The organism is Kordia antarctica (assembly GCF_009901525.1).
GTDB lineage: Bacteria > Bacteroidota > Bacteroidia > Flavobacteriales > Flavobacteriaceae > Kordia > Kordia antarctica.
This window is the reverse complement of record NZ_CP019288.1, coordinates 5391854-5414079: the sequence shown is the minus strand read 5'-3', so window position 1 is coordinate 5414079 and position 22226 is coordinate 5391854. Positions and strand designations below refer to the sequence as shown.

14 protein-coding genes are annotated in these 22226 nt (G+C 32.2%); 3 read left to right on the top strand and 11 right to left on the bottom strand.

Annotated elements, in window-relative coordinates; all coding sequences use genetic code 11:
- Positions 1-29: 29 nt before the first annotated feature.
- The 6 genes from IMCC3317_RS22740 to IMCC3317_RS22715 all read right to left on the bottom strand — a co-directional run bounded on the left by IMCC3317_RS22740 (position 30) and on the right by IMCC3317_RS22715 (position 10523).
- Complete coding sequence (locus IMCC3317_RS22740; RefSeq protein WP_228054888.1) at positions 30-1922, bottom strand: right-handed parallel beta-helix repeat-containing protein; 1893 nt, start codon at positions 1920-1922, stop codon at positions 30-32.
- A 148-nt stretch (positions 1923-2070) separates the two neighbouring features.
- Entirely contained in the window at positions 2071-4416 is a 2346-nt protein-coding gene (locus IMCC3317_RS22735) for a glycoside hydrolase family 2 protein (protein ID WP_160131755.1), read from the bottom strand.
- Between the two features lie 96 nt (positions 4417-4512).
- Positions 4513-6048, bottom strand: a complete 1536-nt coding sequence (locus tag IMCC3317_RS22730) for a sulfatase family protein (RefSeq protein WP_160131754.1) — start codon at positions 6046-6048, stop codon at positions 4513-4515.
- 4 nt (positions 6049-6052) lie between these two features.
- Entirely contained in the window at positions 6053-7471 is a 1419-nt protein-coding gene (locus IMCC3317_RS22725; RefSeq protein ID WP_160131753.1) for an arylsulfatase, read from the bottom strand.
- A 38-nt stretch (positions 7472-7509) separates the two neighbouring features.
- Complete coding sequence (locus tag IMCC3317_RS22720; RefSeq protein ID WP_160131752.1) at positions 7510-9129, bottom strand: T9SS type A sorting domain-containing protein; 1620 nt, start codon at positions 9127-9129, stop codon at positions 7510-7512.
- A 17-nt stretch (positions 9130-9146) separates the two neighbouring features.
- Entirely contained in the window at positions 9147-10523 is a 1377-nt protein-coding gene (locus tag IMCC3317_RS22715) for a sulfatase (RefSeq protein ID WP_160131751.1), read from the bottom strand.
- Positions 10524-10940: 417 nt separating this feature from the next.
- Between IMCC3317_RS22715 and IMCC3317_RS22710 the strand changes: the two genes are divergently transcribed.
- Both IMCC3317_RS22710 and IMCC3317_RS22705 read left to right on the top strand, forming a co-directional pair.
- The gene (locus IMCC3317_RS22710; protein ID WP_160131750.1) at positions 10941-11258 is read left to right on the top strand and encodes an EF-hand domain-containing protein; all 318 of its coding nucleotides are present in this window, start codon (positions 10941-10943) and stop codon (positions 11256-11258) included.
- Positions 11259-11372: 114 nt separating this feature from the next.
- Entirely contained in the window at positions 11373-14108 is a 2736-nt protein-coding gene (locus tag IMCC3317_RS22705; RefSeq protein ID WP_160131749.1) for an outer membrane beta-barrel protein, read from the top strand.
- Positions 14109-14224: 116 nt separating this feature from the next.
- On the opposite strand, the gene IMCC3317_RS22700 is transcribed toward IMCC3317_RS22705, so the two are convergent.
- The 5 genes from IMCC3317_RS22700 to IMCC3317_RS22680 all read right to left on the bottom strand — a co-directional run bounded on the left by IMCC3317_RS22700 (position 14225) and on the right by IMCC3317_RS22680 (position 20739).
- Complete coding sequence (locus IMCC3317_RS22700; RefSeq protein WP_160131748.1) at positions 14225-14857, bottom strand: hypothetical protein; 633 nt, start codon at positions 14855-14857, stop codon at positions 14225-14227.
- 225 nt (positions 14858-15082) lie between these two features.
- Positions 15083-15721, bottom strand: a complete 639-nt coding sequence (locus IMCC3317_RS22695; protein ID WP_160131747.1) for a hypothetical protein — start codon at positions 15719-15721, stop codon at positions 15083-15085.
- The gene (locus tag IMCC3317_RS22690; RefSeq protein ID WP_160131746.1) at positions 15721-17373 is read right to left on the bottom strand and encodes an RNA-directed DNA polymerase; all 1653 of its coding nucleotides are present in this window, start codon (positions 17371-17373) and stop codon (positions 15721-15723) included. Before IMCC3317_RS22690 ends, IMCC3317_RS22695 begins: the two co-directional genes overlap by 1 nt.
- 340 nt (positions 17374-17713) lie before the next feature.
- The gene (locus IMCC3317_RS22685) at positions 17714-19240 is read right to left on the bottom strand and encodes a sulfatase family protein (RefSeq protein WP_228054886.1); all 1527 of its coding nucleotides are present in this window, start codon (positions 19238-19240) and stop codon (positions 17714-17716) included.
- A gap of 149 nt (positions 19241-19389) precedes the next feature.
- Positions 19390-20739: a hypothetical protein gene (locus tag IMCC3317_RS22680; RefSeq protein WP_160131745.1), complete on the bottom strand. Its 1350-nt coding sequence runs from the start codon at positions 20737-20739 to the stop codon at positions 19390-19392.
- 289 nt (positions 20740-21028) lie between these two features.
- On the opposite strand from IMCC3317_RS22680, the gene IMCC3317_RS22675 reads away from it, so the two are divergent.
- Entirely contained in the window at positions 21029-22198 is a 1170-nt protein-coding gene (locus tag IMCC3317_RS22675; RefSeq protein ID WP_160131744.1) for a carboxypeptidase-like regulatory domain-containing protein, read from the top strand.
- Positions 22199-22226: the final 28 nt, after the last annotated feature.

Genomic DNA, 22226 nt, shown 5'->3' with positions numbered 1-22226 from the left:
CGGGTTGATTTATTTTGTTTTGATTCGTTTTATTGAAAGGTTAATTTTGATAATGCTTGGTCAGATTCCATAATTTTTGAAGCTTTACCAGTGTATGTATTATTTTTGAATTCAATATTTTTTGAAGCTTTTATTCTTAAAGCTGGATTTTCTGGATATAGTTGTTGAAATGTGCCTGAATTTGTAATTGTGTTTCCTTCAAATAGCAAACCATCAGCATTTGTAACTTGAAGAATTAAATTATCGAATTGATTGAATGTGTTATTTTCAATTTTAATATTTTTAAAAGCTATATTTTGGTTATCATCATCAGTATCAAAACGTATTACACCTCTATTAAATCCACTATGTTGACAATCTTGAAAAGTATTTCCCTTTATAAGAACATTTGTTGCGTTTCCAGATTCATACCAATGTCCACTTTCTACAGGTATTAAAAGTGCTTCCATTTCTGTACTAAAAAAGTTGTTTTCAATTACTGTGTTTACAGGATTAGAAATTAATAAACCTCTCGCTCTGTTATTTCTTATGATACAGTTTTGAACTAATAAATCTGGATACCCATCAAGGTTTTCAACTAAATCTCCTGCTTTGACATCGTTAGGTAATTTTTCGTTGAGTGTAATTATTTGATATCTATTGTTGATGTATTGAATGTTTTTTATGGTTGATTTTTCATAGGGAAAGAATGAATTGCTCAATCTTACAAATCCTAAATTATCGTTTGGTTGCCCAATTACAAATGCTTTTTGTTGATGATGTCCCATTCTGACACCAATGCTGTATTCATCCAAAACATCCACAATTTTTTGATACGTACCATGAATGTTTGAAGCATCATCTAATTGATTTTCAAATGTGCAATTTTTTAATACCACTTTACCTCTACAGCCAACAAAGTGTGTTGCATCTGCAGTGGTTGAAACCATACGACCTTGAGATGGTGTTATATTGAAATTGTCTAAAATAAGATCTTCAGAATTTTCGGCAATTATGCCCATTCCGCCTGCATGATGCACCGTTATATTTAAAGCATTAAATCCTTTTGTATGTGTGACACTAAAAGCTGGCGCAACTCTATTTAAACCTTGTTCGCCTTTCATGGATAGTATGTTACCAACTGGCGGCATTTTCTTTTTATGCCCAAAAACTCTAAGCAAACCTGGCTTTAATTCTTTGACTGTTACACGATTTTCTACGCCAATATTTTTATTACCAACATCACGGCGATCATATTCATATTTGTAATCAATCTTATCTAAATTGCGTTTGATTGAAGTTTTTGACTTCGTGGTAATACCTGTATAATCTTCTGTTTGAAAAGTTATTGCTTTTCTTTCTGGATCGTATAAAATAGATTGCCCAATAGTGTGTTGATAATATTCTTTTACAAACCATAATTCATCATTACGAATTTCATACGGATATTCATCTGAAATTTGCATGTCAAAGGTGTTGTTGGTTTCATCGTTTGCAACAATTAATCCTTCACTATGAAACGTTTGTGCCCAATCTATTGAGACGTTTTTCACGTTAATATTACTACTTCCGTTAATAAGAAAAGGAATCATGACGCCATGAAATATAAAGGTTGATCCTTGACCGTCAATAGTTACGTTTTGTATATCAATTATTGGAAAAGGTGTATTTACCATTAAATCTCCATGATTGGATATGTAACAAAACTTTTCAAATCCTTTATCTGGATAAAAATGATACGTTCCTTTTTCAAATTTTATTTCTGAAATTGGTTTGTCTGTATGTTGAAGAATTCTAGCTACCAAAGCTGGAGTTGCGTCTTCTGCAATTTTTAAATCAAATACAATTACTTCTCCTTCTAACGATGCTGTTTTTGAGCATGATAGATTGAAAAGTAATACTACTTGTAAAAATAAACATGAAACGTTTTTAAGTTTTGACATTCGTAAATTTAGAATTATTGAATACAGTTGTAAACTTCATCTAATTCAATAAATCGCTTGTATATATGAGTAAATTATATGTGCTTAACAGTAAATTAACATTTAAAAATCTTAACCAATCCTTTAAATAGTGGCATTCTAACACAAATTATTCTATTTCAAATTCAAAATTACCTTTGAGCTCTTTTGAACTTGCAGCTACTTGTATTGTTTCTTTAGTATTGCCAATTTGTATGACTGCGGTTGCAATTCCTGCTTCAGCTTTAATAGCTCCAACATTCATTACTTTGACGTTTCCATTAATATTCCACGTAATCGTTTCAGAGAAATCTGGATGTACAGTTCCATTAGCATCAATCGCGGCAACATACAGAAAAAGCACATCGTTTTGCCCAGCAGTTGGTACTTTGTCACTTTCGTCTAACCATACTTTTAACTCCGTTGGTTTTTGTGGAGTGATGACAGTATCTTCAGCAACTTTTTTTCCATCAACAAAACCGATAGCTTTTAGAGTTCCTGCCTTAAATGTATTTAATTTGAATGTGAATGGTGGATGCTTTAAATTCTCCGTATTTGCTCCAGAATCAGGTTGTTGCTTTCCAATTAGTTCATCATTTAAGTAAAGTTCAACTTCATCAGTATTTGAATATACTGTTATATCCGTTGGCGATTTTTCATTCCAATAAGTTGCTAATTCAAGAATTGCTGCATCATCAATATCACGTTGACTTTGATAGAAATAGTATGCAAATTTTGGTAGCCTGAAAATATCCATTAAACCAGATCGTTCAATATTGTCATGATAACCTCTATTGTAATCATACATTACCCAATAACTATCGGAAAAGGCTCGCATATTTAAGTTATCGTTATGTGCTTCTTGTACATTGTACGCTTGGTTTAGCATTGCTTTTTCGCCAAAACCACGTGCTTGACGACTACTTAATTCTAAACGTAAATCATTTGGTAGTTTATCTTGATTTAACCCTGCATTTTTAGAATAATATTCCCAATCGCCATATTCTGAAACGGTAATCGGTTTTTCTTTGTATGGATGTGGTCTTAATATTCTGTGCTGTCGCGCTTCTAAATAAATATCATATACATCATCTTTCCAACCAGCAGAATATACGTTTTCACCTGGATATTCAGCATGGGCAATAGTGTGCAATTCTTCCATAAAATAAATAGGCATCGTTTTAGTTTCATTTAACGAAACTTCCCATCCTAATACACACGGATGATTTCGATCTCTACGAACTAAATTCGTTGCAGAGTTGTAACAATAATTTCTAAAATTGTCAGTATCATTATAATACTGCCATCCCATAATTACATCCATAACTACCAAACCTAATTCATCACAAGCGTCCATAAATGCTGGCGATTGCGGATAGTGTGACAATCTGATATAATCGAAACCTGCATCTTTAATTTTTTTAGCATCTCTGTATTGTGCGTTGTCTGACAATGCATATCCAATGTGTGGATATTCCTGATGACGATTTACACCACGCAAAAACGTTTTTTTACCATTGATGTGGAGTTGATGTGCATCATCAAATGTAAATTCTCTGATTCCAAATCGTGTTGTTTGTTCGTCTATGACTTTGCCATCTTGAAGTACTTTTGTTTCCAAACTGTATAAATTTGGATGTTTTGGCGACCATAAATGAGCATTGACAATGGCAAATTGTTTTGTTAATTCTATATCTTTTTCTGCTTCAATTTCTATGTTAGAAGATGTTGTTTTCTCTACAACTTCTCCGTTTCTAAAAATGGTTTGTACAAGTTCAATTGATTTCAAATCCTTGTATTCGTTGATAATGTGTGTTTTAACATTGACTACTGATTCTTCTTCGGAAACTTTTGGGTACGTGATAAAAATTCCGCCACCGGCAACTTTATTAGCCAAAACGGCATGTGAGATATAAATTTTCTCTTTTGTAATTACGTTTGCTTTTCTATATAAACCACCATACATGTTAAAGTCTAATCGTTTTAATGGTTTTGGACCCGTAACTAAATTATCAGTATTATCCAATCGTACAGCAATAATATTCTCATCTCCTGCTTTTACATAGTTTGAAATATCCATAACCACAGGTAAATAACCACCTTGATGCTCAGTAACTTCGATACCATTTATCCATATTTTAGAATAATTCATCGCAGCTTCAAACTCTAAAAATATTTTCTTATCGCTATCACTTTTAGGAATATCAATTCGCTTGCGATACCAACAAATGCCTTGCCACTGGTTATTAACTGTTAAAGGTTCTATATTGGCGGTATGAGGTAAATGGACTGTTTCCCATGCAGAATCGTCAAAACTTAAAGCATGAATTTGTCCTTCTAAATCTTTTGATTCATCTACTTTACTAAATTTCCAATTTTCATTAATTCCTAGGTTTTCCTTAACAGCCGCATCTTTACAAGACTGAAAAGCTAAAGCTGCAACTATTAATAATCCTATACCTTTTAAATATTTCATGTGTTGATTTTATTTTTTTTGACTAGAGAAGTTATTCGATAAAAAACACCCCTAAAGTCCCCTCAAGGGGACAATTCTCGTTATAAAAATTCTTTTTTACTTTTTTTCAGACTTCAGAGACTTCAAATACTCCCTGTACTTTTTTCCCCATTTTTTAAAACCAACTTCTACGCCTTCTTCCATCTGTTTTCTAATTTCTGGATGCTCCGTTTTTATCCATTCAACCAAACCAATAGTTTGATCCATCGGTTTTGGATTGTAAACATCACTTACAGGTTTCATTTCAGTATCAAATGCTTTGGTTTTGGCTCTCATTTTAGCTAATTCATCTGTATATTTTACATCGAGTGCCAAATTGACCAACTCATAAGGATCATTTTTCAAGTTGTATAATTCTTCTTTAGGTTTCGAATCTTGAAAGAAGAAAGCTTGTTCTTTGGTAAGTTTCCCTTCTTTTTTTAGTCTACGCATTACGTGTACTGCTGGTCTGTAAAATTCTAAATATGCCTGATGCGCATCAAAAGGAATTTCTGGTGTATCGTTTCTGATGTATTTCCAATCGCCAGACGTTATTGCTCTTGATTGTTCTTCTATTTCATCCCATAAATCGCGCGCTCCATATACATATTCTCTATTAAAATTTTCATCAAACATAGGTTGTCCAGTCATATATGCAGGAATATCAATATTTGCAAAATCTAAAATACTTGCTGTAATATCAGTTGCGCTCACGACATCTTTTCTAATTTCTCCACCTTCAAATTGCTCAGGATAATACACAATTAAAGGAATTCGTAATCCTGGATCGTGTAAATATCCTTTCCCACGAATGTTACAACGTCCGTTATCGCCTATAAAAATAACAACCGTATTATCTGCCATTCCTTTGGCTTCAAGTTCTTTGAAAATTAGTCCAACTTCGTTGTCCATATATTCAATTTGATCCAAGTATTTAGCCCAATCCAATCGTATTGCTGGATCATCTGCCATGTAAGGCGGCATTTCAACTGTATCAGGATTTACAGGATGCTCAGATTTACTGCGAACTTCATCCCACCAATCACCTCTGTGTGTTGCAACTAATTGAATTTGAGCAAAGAAAGGTTCATCCGCTTTTTCAAACGTATCATATTTATCAAATAAACCAAATTCTGTTTTTCCGTCCCAAGTACCAATCGCTTCGTGTTTAAAATTAACATCGATTTTACGTCCTTTATTCATGACTGAATGATTCCCCAAAATTGTAGTATACCCAGCTTTTTTTAACCAATACGTAAATGGTTTGAAAGTTGAATCTAATACTACATCTCTATTACTTCTATGATGATGTGTATTGGTTTTTACTTGATGTGTTCCAATTATCATTGCCGAACGACTTGGTGAGCAAATAGGATTTGTTACAAAAGCATTATCAAACCGAACGCCATCTTTAGCCATTTTATCTAAATATGGTGTTTTTACATTTGGCAAACCATAACATGCTAAATCTGTACTCATGTCTTCTGCCATAAGCCAAATGATATTTGGTTGCTTCTTTTCTTTTACTTCAGCTATTTCCGCCTTTTTTTGTCCACAAGATATGAGCGTAAAAAGGAAGATACTTAAGCTGATATAATTTATTTTTTTTCGCATATAATTAGTCTTTAAAAACACCACCTGAAAACGGATACTGTTCTATTTGTACACTTTCTTGTTTTAATATTTTGTTTGCTTTTTCTACTAATGCTGGATATGTAGCCGAAACATCATTGGTTTCATTGATATCATTTTCAAGATTATATAATTCTGTATGATGACTATTAAATTGCCTGATGGCTTTCCAATTTCCAAAACGCGTAGCTTGCTTAAAACTTTTCACACCTTTACCATGAATTTCCCAATATAAATGCTTGTGCTTAACTTGATTTTTATTGAGTAATTCTGGCAAAAATGAAATTCCGTCGATGTTTGTTGGTGCTTCAATTTTAGCGATTTCGGCTAAAGTTGGCATCACATCATAAAATGTACTTTGATGTTTAGAGATTGTCCCAGATTTGATTTTATGCTGCCAATAGGCAAACATTGGTACACGAATTCCGCCTTCATATAAATCGCGTTTATATCCTTTTAAATCGCCTGAACTATTAAAAAATTTATAATCGTGATAATTTTCGTTTGTTGGTCCATTATCACTGGTAAATATGATAATTGTATTTTCTAATTCGCCAGAAGCTTTTAATTTGTTGAATAATCGTCTAATTTGCTTATCCAACATGGTGATTCTTGCTGCATGACGACGCTCAATTTCTGGCCATTCTTCAATTTTATCTTTGTATAAATCTGTTTTACGTAAGAAATATTCATGCGCATGCGGTGTTCTGTAAGACATGTATAAAAAGAAAGGTGTATCGTTAGTTTTCTTATCTAAATAGTCTAGTGCAAAATTGGTTCTGAATTCATCTAAACAACTATATTTATTATAATCATAAAAGATAGAATCCTGTGTGTTATTTACCCAATGTACACGTTCGTCTATTTCTTCACCTTTTTCGTTTTCTCCCCATTGTTCTTGAACTGCGTACTGAAATCCACGTTCTTTTGCCCAAGTAGTATCATCATTTGATACGCCTAAATGCCACTTGCCAATCATTGCGGTTTGGTAACCTGCATTTTGAAGCATTTCCCCAAGTGTAGTTTCCGACTTTTTTAAAGGTACTCTTTTATAGTTGTTTTTATATTTTCCTTTATTACCGCGAATACTCACATGACCTGTATGCAATCCTGTCATTAGAACTGCTCTTGAAGGTGAACACACAGCAGTTCCAGCATAAAAATCTGTGAAACGCATACCTTGCGATGCTAATGAATCTAAAAAAGGAGTTTTCATCGTTTGTTGTCCATAAGAGCCTAACTCACCATAACCCATATCATCCGCTAAAAGAAAAATGATATTTGGCTTTTTATCGGCAACGATAGTTTCTACCATTGCAAGTTTTGATTCTTTCTTCTCTTCTGTAAAAGACAAAAAAGCTGCAATGGTTAGTATGAATACTATGGTCAACTTAGTTTTTTTCATGAATTCATTTGATGTTTTTTTACAAAGAAAAAAAGAAATTAATTTACAATTATTCGTTTTTGAATTCCGCTTTTAAATACTAGAAAATAGAAACCTTCACTTAAATGCGATATATCTATTTGATTTTGTGATTGTAGTTTGTAATGACCAACTTGCTTTCCTAAAACAGTATAAAATTGTACTTCTTCATCTTCTAAATGCGCTGGCAATTTTATGTTTAGAATGTCGCTTGTTGGATTTGGATATATGTTTACTACATTAAGTGAAGCATTCGTAAGCGATAAGGTTCCGTTCTCTTCTGGATTTCTTTCGTTTGGAGTATTTTGAAAACCATTTGGTATGAAAAAATTGACTCCATTAACAGACTCATTACAAATTTCATAATCATCAAAGCTATCTCTAAAAATAGCATTTGGCGGTAAATAATGCGCTGCAATATTATATCCAATAGCTGTTACTTCCGTATCTGGAAAATCTAATGTGTAATGTCCTAACTTATCTTCTTCTCTTAATACAGCTCCTGGTGAAGGCGTTGTACGACTTTCTCCATCTACATTTAAAGTTGTTGCCACACCAATTCCACCCGATCTTTCGACTCTTAATTGGCAAGGAATATAGCGTAATCTACTAGATCGCATTTGTGCATTTTGACCAAAAGTTGCTGTCACATTTCTTATTTTAGAAGTGCTCATAAAAGAACCTGGCATTAAACCATCCATATCTTGTTCATCTGTGGCAAATCCTGCCGCCCAAACTACTGCTACTTCACAACTAGTTGCCGTAATGTTTTCAGCATTAAAATATCCTTGATGTAATGTATGTGGCGAAAGCTGTAAAGCACTTTGCCCGTTGGTACATGTTATGTTTCTAGCCCAAATATTGTCTAATTTAATATCATTAAAATCGAAAAGGTCGGTATATTGTATCAAATTGAATCCTGTTTCAAGTCTTAAAGTGGCGCCACCAACAGAAGATAAATCTCTAAATAATAAATTTTTACCACCTTGAACTTGCACTAATCCATAGCCATAATGTGCATTTGTGATAGATATATTTTCGATAATTCCACCATTTGGAATTCCTCTTATACTATTAATTCTTGTACCAGATGCTGTTGATGTTGTAGTGTAATTACTTCCAAAAGCTAATGAAGAAAACTCGGTGTTATTATCTGTAATATCGAAATTTGCTACTTTAAAGTTGCTGCAGAATTTAAACGAAATCACGCGAATTCTAATACTGGTTGCTAAACTACTTAAGTTTACTGCAAAGTTGCCTCCAATACCAATAACACTAAAGTTATCTATTCCTGTGTTGGAATCCGAATTAAATATAGCATTGTTAGCTGTTGTTGAAGCATTGAATGGTAAAAAAGTAACTCCTGAGTTAACTTCAAGATGTACATTCGATTTTAAATCGACTTCTAATATTCTGTACGTTCCGGCATTTACAATAACTTTTCCGCCACCAGCGGCATTCACAGTATTAATCGCATTCGTAAATGTTAGAGAATCATCACCAGTTCCTGCCGATTCAGAAATTGTTTGTGTAGCACCACCAATTGTTGGACTAAAAAATGTATTATCCGCAGGTAACGTTTGTGAATAGACGCCCGTTGTAAGTAAAAGACATGCTATTATTTTTAAAAATATTCGCATCAAATTTTATTTATGTATTAATATTCTGGAACTGCTTCAGCTTCCCAAGTAGCTATATCTTTTTTTAGTTTGGTTTCAATAGCTAATCCTGTACCAATCAAATTATTTTGTTCACTGATATCTTTTATCACATTGAATAATTGAAATTTTCCGCTGTGGTATTTAATTAATTTCCAATCTCCAGAAATCACCGCAGCATATTGATCTTCATAACTTCTAAAGAAATACAGATTTCGATTTTCTATGTTTTTCCCTTTTAGGATTGGCAACAAACTTACACCTTGAATTTGTGTGTCTTCACCTTTTTTTCCTGAAGCAATTTCAATTAAAGTGGGAAATAAGTCTATAGATTGAACAGGAATATTTGTTTCTGTATTCGCTTTTGTAATCCCTGGATAGTTTATTAGTAATGGTACGCGCGCTCCGCCTTCACCTAAAGCATTTCCGCCTTTTTTTCCACCACTTAAAGGTGCGTTTGTATACGCTCCACCTTGGTCTGACATTATAATAATTACGGTATTATCTGCAATACCTTTGGCTTCTAATGCTTTTCTAACGCGACCTACAGATTCGTCCATAGCTTCAACCATTGCGGCATGATGTGCATATTTACCTTTTAATCCTGCATCTTGATATTTTTTCAAAAGATCCTTTCTTGCAATGGAAGGTCCATGCACCGAATAGTACCAAAACGATAACATAAAAGGTTGATTTTTATTATATTTTTTTATAAAATCAACTGCGTTATCTGTGAGCACATCTGTTAAATAATCGCCTTCTTTGGGTCCAGATTTTAAAAACCCTTTTGGATCATCTTTTTCTTTAAAGAATGGATAATAGTAACTTCTTGGATGTCCAGCATTTGTTGTTCCATAGGAAGCATCAAATCCTTGATCTGTTGGATACCGACCTACGTGACCTAAATGCCACTTGCCAATAAACATGTTATAATAGCCATATTCTTTTAGTCGTTCGGCATAGGTAATTTCTACTAACGGCAAATAGTTTCGAGAAGGTCTTTGCACTGGATCTTTTGGCCATAAGTTATATTCTGCATCTGGATTATTTGGATCTATAGCAATATGTCTTGGCATTCCTAAGCGGATCGCTTCTTTTCCTGTTAGTAATGATAATCTGCTTGGGCTACATGTTGGAGTTGGAATGTACGCACGTTTAAATTCTAAGCTTTCAGTTTTAAATTGATTTAGATTGGGAGTCGTAAATGTATCGTTTCGATATCCAATATCCGACCATCCATAATCGTCTATAAATAGTAAAACGATGTTTGGTTGTTCTGAAAGTATAGGTTGCTTCTTGTGTTGACTTTTACAGGAAAGAAACAACAAGAAACTTAGTATGATACTGAATCTTAAAAATGGTTTTTGGTTGATCATATTTTCAAAACAATTATGTTTTATGTAAATATCACTTTAAACATCGAACCATTTGTTCTTATTGGTTTAGAAAATGTCTTTAGCGGTAAATTATACAAAACTAGCAACTACAGACTTAAAAAATTACTCGTAATTTACCCGTTGTACATTTTGATTAAATTTCGTCAGTTCGAGTGAGTTTTAGGCTTGGAAAGTCTAAAATTTGTATCGAGAACAAGAAATTTATAATGTAAAATAGGTTCTCGATACAATTTTTTATCAAAAATCACTCGAACTGACGCATTCAACATCAATTGGACATCAAAATGCACAATGGGTTCATAATTTATCTAAGCATACAAATTATTTACCCATGAAAACATTTTTTGGTATGATTTTAGAGATATTTATACCATAATCTTAAAAACTGAATCTAAAATGAAATACTTAAAAATTACGTTGGCTGTAGTAGCATTATTTGCTTTTTCTCAAACATATGCACAAGATATTGGACCGAAATTAAAAAAGAAATTTGCGAAAATTGATACCAATAGTGACAACTCTGTTAGCTTAGAAGAACTAACTGCTTTTTATGAAGGTAAAAAAACAAAAAAAGGACATCCTTTTAAAGCTGATAAAATTTTATTAAAAAAAGATACTAATAAAGACGGGAAATTATCATTAGAAGAGTTTGCCGCTAAATGGGATAAAAAAGCCAAAGCAAAAGGTAAAGGTAAAGGTAAAAAGAAGAACTAAACTTTGAATATTAGCTCATTAAAAAGTCAGAATCATATTGGTTTTGGCTTTTTTATTTAAACCATTTTAGTAAGACTTAGTCAAATGTAAATTCAATTTGACCACAACTAACCAATGAAACATAGTACACTCTCTTTATTTCTATTTCTGGTTGTTTTTGCAACAAGTATAACAATTGCATTTGCACAAGATAATTCAGCAGTAAAAGGAACGATTGTAAGTTCGGAAAAAGAACCTTTAGAATATGTTTCTATCGCTATTTTACAGCAAAAAGATTCCCTGTACGTTGCTTCAGCTATCACTGATGTAAAAGGTAATTTTAGTATTTATAATCTTCCTCAAGATTCTCTGATTGTTCAAATTAACTATATAGGACATCAAGTGTATTTTAAGAATATCGTTTATAAAAATCAGCCTATTGATTTACAAACCATCACGCTAAAAGAAGATACTTCAATGCTAGATGGCGTGATTATTACAGTTACTGCTCCTATTCAAATAAAAAATGATACCATCACTTACAACGCTAAATCTTTTAGAACAAATCCTGGAGATAATATTCAAGAACTCTTAAAAAAACTTCCTGGAATTGAGTTAGATGCTGACGGGAAAGTTCTTTCGCAAGGAGAACCTGTAACCCGAATTTTTGTGGATGGTAAAGAGTTTTTTGGTGGAGATCCGTCTATTGTTTTAAAAAACGTATCTGCCGATGCCATTTCTAAAGTAGAAGTGATAGACAAAAAAAGTGATGAAGCCGAATTAACTGGAATTGATGATGGCAACAAAGAAGTTGTGATTAATTTCACCTTAAAGAAAACGAAAAAGAATCGTGGATTCGGAAAAATGTCTGGCGGTGTTGGTTTAGACAGTCGTTATTTTAGCAATTTGAATTACAATCAGTTTTCTCCAAAAACGCAGTTTTCTGTGATAGGTAAATTCAATAATATTAATATTACAGGTTCTAATATTCAGAACTTTTTAGAAAATGCTGATGGTATTGATGATGATTCTGGTGAAGACGAAAATAGTGCCAAACGAACTAAAAGTTTAAATGGATTTTTAACTACTGCCGTAACAGGTATTCATGTCGGACACGAATTTAAAAAGAAGGAATCGTTTAATGCCGATTACTTTTTTAACTATTCAGATAATGATGGATTGTCAAATGCTAGGCGTATTTCATTTTCGAACACGAATAATTTTGACTATAATTCTATAAACCGAAATTCGAAGACTATTGATAAGCATAATCTTAATTTTAATTATATTAATAAGTCTAACAAATCGAGTAGTTTGACTATTAAAGGAACTGTAACTATAGACAAAACAGCGACCAATATAAACAGAGACGAAAGTTATAGGACTGATTTAGGTGAGTTGGCAACGACAAACGATCAAAATTTCAACAATACGTTTAATCGAAGTTTTGGAAACCTAAAAATCAATTATTTTAAGAAATTAAAAAAGGAAGGTCGAAGTTTTAAAACAGGTTTGAATACTCGATTTATTAGCTTAGAAAAAGACAACGAACAAAATACCATAAACACTAGAAACATTGGAAACGACAATGAATCAACTAGAGATATTTTTGCGTTAAGAAACGAACAGTTTAATACATCGATTGTTGATTTCAACTTCAAGTTTACTGAACCTATTGCAAAATATCATTATTTCAATTTAGAAAGTTTTATCAATAAGAGACAAGTTAGAGAAGACATTAGTCAGACACGAGAAATAGAAACTACTGCGATTACGCAAGATACACTCGCTTTTAAATATATTACAAAAGAATTGAGTTCGGATACGCGATTTGGGTATAGCTTTAACACAAAAAAAGTGGTGCTTTTTACTGCTTTGGCTATGCAACATATAAATTGGTCGTATGGCGTTATTGATGAAGATTTGATTAGAAGAAGTCAACTTTATTTTAATCCAATTGGTTTTGCATTGTACAAACCAAAAAGAGGTATTAAGTATCGTTTTAATTACAAAAAATCAGTTAAAATTCCAAAACCTGAACAAAGCTCAACAGTTGTTAATGACTTGAATCCCAATTTTATAAGACAAGGAAATCCAAGTTTAGAGCCAGAGAAACTTCATAAATTATCATTAGTAGCCAATATTAACAACTATACATCTGGCATTAACTTCTTTTCTAAAATTCAATATCTGTACGCTACAAATGCTATCATACAAAGAATTTCAATAGATGAAGATTTTATTAGAACTCGAAATTATGAAAATCAAGGCAATAGAAAACGCTTTCAAACAAGTTTGAGTTTTAGCAAGAAAGTGAAAGGTTTGGGCGTACGATATACTTTAAAAAATAAAAACCGCTACAATACGTCAACCTCTATTATTAATTTACAGTTGAATGATGTTATTTCTAAAGATTTTCAGTTTAGCGGTGTGTTAGAGAATAGTAGAAAGAATAAAATTGATATAAAAATAGGTGCCGATTTTAGCATTAACAACACTTCTTTTTCTATTGAACAAGATTTGAATAGAGCATACACCAAACAACAATATTTTGGCGCTATTGATTATAATTTTAATAAGCGTTTAAACGTGAATATGCAGTTTGATTACATTGTGTTTTCAGATGATGTTTTTGTTTCTAACCAAAAATTACCGTTATGGAATGCCGCCATTTCTTATTCTTTTTCTGAGGGAAATAACAGCATTTTAAAATTAGTCCTTATTGATTTATTAGATAAAGATGTAGACATTTATAGAAATAGTACAACGAATTTCTTTGAAGAAACTACTTCTGAAAGTTTAGGTCGCTATGTCGTTTTGAGTTATACGTATAAGTTGAATGGAAGGAAAAAGGAACCAAAAAAGGGTTAGTTGTGTTGGCTAAGTCTAATTTAACGTCAGTTCGATATAAGTTTACTCAAATAAATTTTGAAAATATTCTTAATAAAGATAGTTGTGCAACAGTCACCGTTGTTGGCTGTAGTTTTTTATTTCAATCTCCCGCCATCATTCTTAAAATCAATTAATAAGTTATGTATTCGAATAGTTTCATTTAAAATTGGAAGTATTTCAAAGTCAACGTTTAATATTCTAAATATATATCTTGAAGAGAAAAAAGCTCTAAAATAATGCGTATAACTATTTATTTCTTCAACATGAATCCCTAAATAATAAGGCATTATTGTTCCAGTAACATTATTATCGTTTAAATAAACATCTAGTTTTGAATCAAAATGTTCAATCATATTTCTCATATCTCGATTAGCTATTGGATTATTTTTAGATTTAATTCCGAACGCTTTTCTTAATTTTTCAGCTCTACTTTCATGTAAATTTTCATATCGCTTGTAGAGCTCATTTCGTTCTACTTTATTACTTGTTTTACCTTTTTCTACAAAAGGTTTTGTCGGCCAAAAGTATTTAGAAATGTCAGCTGCCTTGACAATGATATTTTGCAGACAATCAAGGATTAACTCGATTTCTATTTTTTTACCTTCATGATAATCATCTAAGTATTTTATTAAGCATTCTTTTTCAAAAACTATTGCCTTAGTTTGTGTAAGTAAGCTTTCTATATATAATGCTTCATGATATGGCTGTATTTCATTATCTTCATTCATAAATCATTGAATTCAGGGTTGTCGTTTTAATTACTGCCAACGTCTCCGTATATGAAACGTAGCGTATTAAAAGACGCTATCGATTCGGATTATACACGAGCCAAATTTTTTAATTTATTTTACTAAAAGCCAAATTTAAAAATTTGGCGGTCTTTGCAAATACACACAAACCTCTTAGAAAGCCTAAATTAGCTATGTTTTATATAAATTGTTGTACACATTTATTTATTCATAATGTTCTTTATAGGCCTTTCTAAATGATAGTAAGGCTTTAGGGAAGTGGCTTTGAATTTTCCTCTTCGCTGTTTTAAAATCTGGGTTTATAAGAATTTGCTTTTCTTCATTTTTTGGGTCTCTTACATATCTGTGTTCAAGCTTATTTCTTTGTCCATATACTTCATTTAAAAGATTACCAGCGACTTGGGCAGAATAATCTCCTGAATTAATTTGTACATATAACGAACGTTCAATTCCGTGGTCTGGGTGTTTAACTGGATTAATTTTTAAAATGTCTTGAATATAGTGAAGTACCAGTTGGTCTGTATATTTCAACGCAGTAACAACCCAAGAAAGCACAGAGCGATTACTTTGCATTTCAGAAAGACGTGAAAAAATATTGATGCAGGCTTCGGCATCTTCGCTTGCTGAATTATATGCAACTTCAGATAATGCAGATTTGAAGTCGAAATCTATATTTCCATTTATGATGTCTTCAAAAAAGCGTATAAAATAATCGTCTGACGACCTTGCTTCAATAATCTTTTCTTGAAGCATCTCAACCATAATCATACGTTGTGCGTAATTATACTCTTCGTTACGCATGTTCATTTTCTCCAATTCCTCAAGTTCTTCGATATAACCCATTATATGAACCAGTTTTTTAAAGTTTCAATTGGTATTTTCAATTGAGTTTTATTTATAGAATTTAAAATTGAGTTTTTTACATAAACATTTTTTTCATCTTTTACTAGTTCCGCTACTGATTGAAAAAATCTGGTATTTGTTTTAATCGTTTGTAATAAAATCTTAAAATATCCTAGTCTAACAAGAGGACTATCTGTTTTTGGGATGGATTGTAGTAATTGTTGCTGTTCATCAAGATTTAGATAAGAGGCATCCTTAAAAATTGAGAGAATTTGATACTGTACCCATTCATAAGCACTAAATTCATAAAACACAGCAAAAATATCTTCATAAGAATCAGATAGATTTTCGTAAAGCTGTAAATTCCAGACAAAATTGTTCGTTTTCCAATTGAATGCTCTGATTCCAAAAAGCCAAATATTAATCATTGATTCGTTTGGCTTATAATCTGTTTCATCTTTTAAGATTTTGACAATAGTTCTCCATTTTTGAGAAGATGTCAAAAAATCTCTCATTTCAGATGTTTCAATTAACCATAAATCGTGCTTTATGCTTTTTCTATGGAACTGTTTGAGTTTTTTCTCATAATCTTTTAAAGCATTTCTATATAAGGGTAAATATTCCTTTGCTTCTAAACTCTCAAAACCGTTTTCTTTTTCTCGAAATTGGGTTATGTTCTGTTCTAAAATCTCTTGACTAATTTCTTCTTTATTCTCTTTTTCAATACTTATTCCATAATCATCTAAAAATTTTTCTTTTCCCGAATTATGTTCATCAATTAATTCAATTAAGGTTTTTTCAGAATTTAAACACAATGATTTAGATTTTAAATGACGGTCTATTGCGACTAAACATTGTACCAATTCATCACGAGATTTGCCATAAATACGAATATCATCCATAAATCGATAATAATGAAGTCCGTTTTTTATTGCAAGCCTATCGAGACTATCAAGTATTATATTGGCAATTAAAAAAGAACCTGCTGGTCCCTGAGGAATACCAACTCCATAAGTAGCACAATCTCTAGTTCCAGACCATATATTTAAACATTTTGCAAAAATATCTAATATTTTTGTGTCAATACCTCTATTTTTTAATTCAAGTAAAATCGTTGAATGTGGTATTGCATCAAAGAAACCCGTTATATCTGTCTCCAGAATATGAGTTACTTTTCCGGTCTCAATTGTTTCGTTTATGCTAGAAATAAATCGATTGTAAGTTTCTACGTAAAACTCAAAAAAGTAAAAGTTATCTGGTTCCGCTTCTAAAAGCTGAACTCCCTTTGATACATTTTCATTTAATACGCTACCAAAAACACATTTATTAGTTTCAATTAAATTTGAAAATTCAAGTTCTGCAATATGGTTTGATATAGCTTGGAAAACTAAAGCATCCTCAATGTTTAAAACAGTTTTAGTTCTTTGTGTACCGCTTTTTTTAGGTTCGAAATATTTGAATGGTCTTTTGGGGTGATATTTCTCTGACAAAAGTAATTCACTCAATTCCGCTAATACTATATCTGTATTCCTACTAAATATTCCAATTCCAAAATAGTCTTTTGCATCAGCACCTACACTGGAAATAACTCTTTCCCAAGACAACTTTAGTGAAGATTTACTAAAACAATTTTCATAAGTGCTTTTTTTCATTATTTGTTCAATTGTTTATTCAAATTATGCCCAACACAAACATAACAGGAATTCCTATTATCTCTAATTATAACTAAACCTAAATTTAATTAAAAACTAAAATTAAAAGAATTCCATGTAAAGTCATACTAAAAAGTAAGATTTTTAATATTTATATCTAAATTAATAGGCTTATCTTCTAATTAGTACGTTTTCCAACTAGTATTAATTTGCTTTTTTGAACTTAATAATCGTGAATCAAGTTCAGGGTGACGAATCGGTATGTGACAAGAAACGGATCTACATAAGAACAGCTTACGTAGGATAAATAATAGCTCTAATTGACACTAAAACAAGGGAATCAATCAATTTTAAACTGATCGTATTCAGGATTCACCTTCGCATTTTTAAAACGCGGTCTATCTTTCCATAAGTTGTAAGTAGCTTCTAATTGTGCTGCATCTTCAGGATATTGTCCTTTGTCATCAGTTTCTTTAATCCAGTTTTCAAGAACAGTTCTATGTGCTGTTAGTGTTTTAGTATAAGCTGGATTTTCTGCTAAATTATGTATCTGATGTGGATCTGCTTTTAAGTCGTATAATTCTTCCATTGGTCTTACTCCAAACCAATGTTCCTCTTGATATGCTGTTAGTTTACCTTCTTTGTAAGCTTTCTTCAAATCCTTTACAATTGGTTTTTTGTCTCTGTAACCAGCTTGCATCATAGGTCTGTTTGGGTAATAGTTTTTGATATACCGATAGTTTTCAGAAACTACCGTTCGTATTCTGTCTATCGTGTAATCGCAACGATCTCTTGCTCCAATTACATATTCTTGTTCGTTAAACGTTTCCGCAAATAAATCCTGTCCATCTAAATACGCTGGCATTTTGGCTTTCCCCATAGACAACGTTGTCGCTGTAATATCTAAAAGTGAGACTAAATCATTTCGTACAGTTCCCGATTTTAAAGCAGGATGATTTCCTTTTATCATTAATGGCACTAACATTCCGCCTTCATAACAAAATTGCTTGTGTCGCAATGAAGTTGGACTTCCATGATCTGAGAAAAAGAAAATAATAGTATTTTCTAACTCACCATCTGCTTCTAATTGCTTCAAAATTGTTTCCACATTTACATCTGCACCACGATTGGCATTGTAATGGTCTGTCCACGCTTTGCGTTGCGATGGAATATCTGGAAAATAAGGTGGTAATGGAACATCATTTGCAGCTAATTCTTGACCTTCACGCACATATTTAGCATGTGCTTTTCCGCCATCTATCTGAATTTGTCCAAACCAAGGTTGCTTTTTATCTGGTCGTGCATTCCAAGCATCTTGAGTTGCAGACATTTTATGTGTAGGAAAGTTTCCTTGCCAACCATTCATTCCTGGTTTGTAATCGTCTTTTGTACTTACTGAATACAAATCTCTTCTATTGTAATGAAAATTGTAATCATCCTTTCCGTTATTAAAAGTGAAATATCCTGCTTCTCGCATTAATTCTGGAAGCGTTTTCATGCCATCAGGTAAATTAATTCGAAGTTTCTCAGGAACTACAATATCTGGAACTCTACTAGAACGATGATTATGTGTTCCTGTAGTAGTTTGCATTACGCCTGTAATTAAAGCAGAACGTGCAGCAGAACACACAGGCGCTGTTGTATACGCTCTAGTAAACAACACACCTTCGTTAGCTAATTTATCTATAACTGGTGTGGCATTTTTATTTATGGAATCGCCATAAACACCCATAAAAGGCGATAAATCTTCAGCAAAAATCCATAGAATATTTGGTTGTTTTTTCTCTTCTTCTTTTTGTGCAGTACACGAAAAAAACATCGAACTCGCTACTAAGCACAGAATTAATTTATAGGAAGTGATTTTCATTTTATAGGTTTAAAAGATTATATTAATTCGTTTTCCCAGTCGTTTTGAGAAATACAAACTTGGGTTAGAAAAGAAAGATACTAAAAAACGGATTGCTTTTACACATAGAAAGTTTACGCTAAAGTTGATTGCTTTTCTCTTTTAAAGTATTAGCAATTTATTTTCAAGCTGTTAATAATATAATCTGCTCCATTTTCGAAATCGTCATTAGTTAGATTAATATTTTCAACATTAACTTCGTAACAACCAGCTTCGCATGCACTAGCTTCACTAGAATTGTCTCTTATAACACCAATGGATTTGCCTGGTTTGCTTTCTTCGTCAGGATTCCAAGGACTATCAACAATAGCCTGTCTGTCAACACAATTAAAAAACGGATAATCTTTAGATTTAATTTGCGCACCATTACCGCCTGTTACGTTAATATTTCCAACGTAAGACAAGTTACTGAAAGTCCCAATGTTGTCTAATGTTCCTGAATTGTCCAGAAAACCAGCAGCCAAACGCACTGCATACGTAGAATTAATAGACGTAATATTTTCTACATCTACGCGACCTTGATCTACTCTGTGCGGAGAAAACGTTAGAACACCATCGCCAAAACGACCTGTTATGTTTCGTCCAACCACATCATCTACTGTTAATTGATTGTCCATATTAATTGTTGATACACCAGTTTCCACTCGCATTGTGCTTCCGCCTTCGCCATCTAGATTTTTACATAGAATCGTTATTCCTGCCTGTATTTGAATGATACCATAACCAACATGTCCGTTAGTTGCTACGATATCTTTTATGATTCCATTGTTAGAAATTTCATCTTTGCTATTACTGTCTGGCAGATTCAGTACAATGCTTGAAAACACTGAATGTGTATCTTCTATTTTTATACCAGAAACTTGAAAATTATGCGCATAACTGTATTCGGCAACTCTTACTCCTCTGTAGTCTCCTGTTGGAATTAGTACAGTAAACCATGTGTTTGCATCTACACTATTTTGTTGTGTGTTTGTTAGTGCTGAATTTTCGACCAAAAATTCATTTCCTATATCAAAAATGATTAGGTTTTTATTGAGTGTATTTCCGCTTAAATCTGGTTGAATGATTACATCTGCATCAAATTTTAGGTGTACATTCGATCTTAATTTAACATCTAATAGATAATATGTTCCGCCAGTAATTTTAATTATTCCGCCGCCAGCATTCGATCTATTTTCAATTTCTTGATTTAATAGATTGCTATCTGCTGCACTGTGGATTCCACTTAATTGTAGTGTAGTTTCGCTATTAGGAATGTTATTTGTGTAGAAACGATCTTCAGTATCTGTTAATCTTGGAAAATCATTAGGTTCTACAACCACGACCTCTTCTTCTTCCTCTTGTACGATTTCTTCTTGAATAGTAACGTCATCTTTAGAACATGCTGTTGTTCCTATTGACACAACTAAGAATAACATTATTAGGGTAGAAACCTGAAAATTGAACCTTCTTTTAATCATAACTAAACTATATTTTTCACTAAAATACTATTGCAATGACTATAAAATGTACCTATGGATTTATGCAATGTATCTAAGAATACAATTTTGTTTTGATTAACGAAAATTGTCGGAATGATTCTTACAAAAAGAAAAACTGAATATATATCTTATGTGATAAAGTTGTAGCTTATAAATATCCAGTTTATAGTCAAATTATGGATACATAGTATAAGAAGTAGATAAATAAGTGCAATAGTTTTATAAAATAATTGTAGTTATTTGTAAACAAACATAATCTATATGCTCTATGAAAATTAAACTTAAGTGGATGCTGTTCTTCATAATTTGTGCATTAACAACTTTTGGTAATGCCCAAAATGATAAAATAGAACTTCGAGGTACTATTTTAGATGAATCAAGTAACACAATACCTTATGTTTCGGTTGGAATAGTTAAAAAATATGTTGGTGTTTCTAGTACTGAGGACGGTGAGTTTTCTTTTTTTATAACAAAAAATGAATTGCAAGATTCACTTTCGGTATCAAGTTTGGGTTTTGAACCTTTTAAAATATTGGTTGAAGATTATTTAAAACTTGAAAAAAAGGAAATAGTACTCATTGAAACATCAACTCAACTTGACGCAGTAGTGTTATTAAGCTCAATTGATTATGTTAAAAAAGCTTTAGAAAATTTAAGAGACAACACGTTATCTATTCCTCATAAGCTCGAAATGCTTTATAGAAGGACAACAACCGAAAGTAATAAACCTAAACTCTTAGTAGAGAATTATATAAAAATAAAGGACAAAGGACCAGGATATTCACCTGGTGTTGTCCAAGTCACTGAATCTAGAAAATCTGCCGATTACAGAATATGGAAAAGTAGACAATGGCAACACTCAATTAATAGTCTATTTAATCTAAATCCGCTAAGACCTCATGCATCGCAGCATAAACGCAATTTAAAAAAGTTTAAATGGAAACAAATCGGTGATTCCTCGTTTGAAGGACAAGATGTCATAATCGTTAGAGGGCAAAATCCTAAAATTGATTGGGAAAGAATCACTTTGTATATAGGCTTAGACAACTATGAAGTTTATAGAATAGAGCGTGGGCGTTCTCTATTTATTTACAAAAGACATAATAGTGGTAAACTCGTACTAAGTTATTTTAAAAATGAGTGGCAAATTAAAAATCAGAATGTTCCAAAAGAGTATCAAAACACTGAAGCCAATCCAACAAGCTATAAAACTGAAGCTTTTGTTTTTAATATTGACACGAATAAAAAAGAGGCGAGAAAAATTTATCATTTTGGTGATGATACAGATATGAGTTTAATTGAATTGCCATATAATGCCGATTTCTGGAAGAACTTAAGCCTGCCACCAGATACTAAGTTTTATAAAAGTATTAAAGATGGTCTTGAAGCCAACTATGGTGTACCATTAGAAACTCAATTTGAACTGGTTAACAGATAAGTTTTATCATTGCATAAAACAAAACTGA

What these genes read in the sequence shown, in the direction of transcription:
- IMCC3317_RS22740 (WP_228054888.1), bottom strand. Translation starts at nt 1,922, where the DNA reads ATGTCAAAACTTAAAAACGTTTCATGTTTATTTTTACAAGTAGTATTA.
- IMCC3317_RS22735 (WP_160131755.1), bottom strand. Translation starts at nt 4,416, where the DNA reads ATGAAATATTTAAAAGGTATAGGATTATTAATAGTTGCAGCTTTAGCT.
- IMCC3317_RS22730 (WP_160131754.1), bottom strand. Translation starts at nt 6,048, where the DNA reads ATGCGAAAAAAAATAAATTATATCAGCTTAAGTATCTTCCTTTTTACG.
- IMCC3317_RS22725 (WP_160131753.1), bottom strand. Translation starts at nt 7,471, where the DNA reads ATGAAAAAAACTAAGTTGACCATAGTATTCATACTAACCATTGCAGCT.
- IMCC3317_RS22720 (WP_160131752.1), bottom strand. Translation starts at nt 9,129, where the DNA reads ATGCGAATATTTTTAAAAATAATAGCATGTCTTTTACTTACAACGGGC.
- IMCC3317_RS22715 (WP_160131751.1), bottom strand. Translation starts at nt 10,523, where the DNA reads ATGATCAACCAAAAACCATTTTTAAGATTCAGTATCATACTAAGTTTC.
- IMCC3317_RS22710 (WP_160131750.1), top strand. Translation starts at nt 10,941, where the DNA reads ATGAAATACTTAAAAATTACGTTGGCTGTAGTAGCATTATTTGCTTTT.
- IMCC3317_RS22705 (WP_160131749.1), top strand. Translation starts at nt 11,373, where the DNA reads ATGAAACATAGTACACTCTCTTTATTTCTATTTCTGGTTGTTTTTGCA.
- IMCC3317_RS22700 (WP_160131748.1), bottom strand. Translation starts at nt 14,857, where the DNA reads ATGAATGAAGATAATGAAATACAGCCATATCATGAAGCATTATATATA.
- IMCC3317_RS22695 (WP_160131747.1), bottom strand. Translation starts at nt 15,721, where the DNA reads ATGGGTTATATCGAAGAACTTGAGGAATTGGAGAAAATGAACATGCGT.
- IMCC3317_RS22690 (WP_160131746.1), bottom strand. Translation starts at nt 17,373, where the DNA reads ATGAAAAAAAGCACTTATGAAAATTGTTTTAGTAAATCTTCACTAAAG.
- IMCC3317_RS22685 (WP_228054886.1), bottom strand. Translation starts at nt 19,240, where the DNA reads ATGAAAATCACTTCCTATAAATTAATTCTGTGCTTAGTAGCGAGTTCG.
- IMCC3317_RS22680 (WP_160131745.1), bottom strand. Translation starts at nt 20,739, where the DNA reads ATGATTAAAAGAAGGTTCAATTTTCAGGTTTCTACCCTAATAATGTTA.
- IMCC3317_RS22675 (WP_160131744.1), top strand. Translation starts at nt 21,029, where the DNA reads ATGAAAATTAAACTTAAGTGGATGCTGTTCTTCATAATTTGTGCATTA.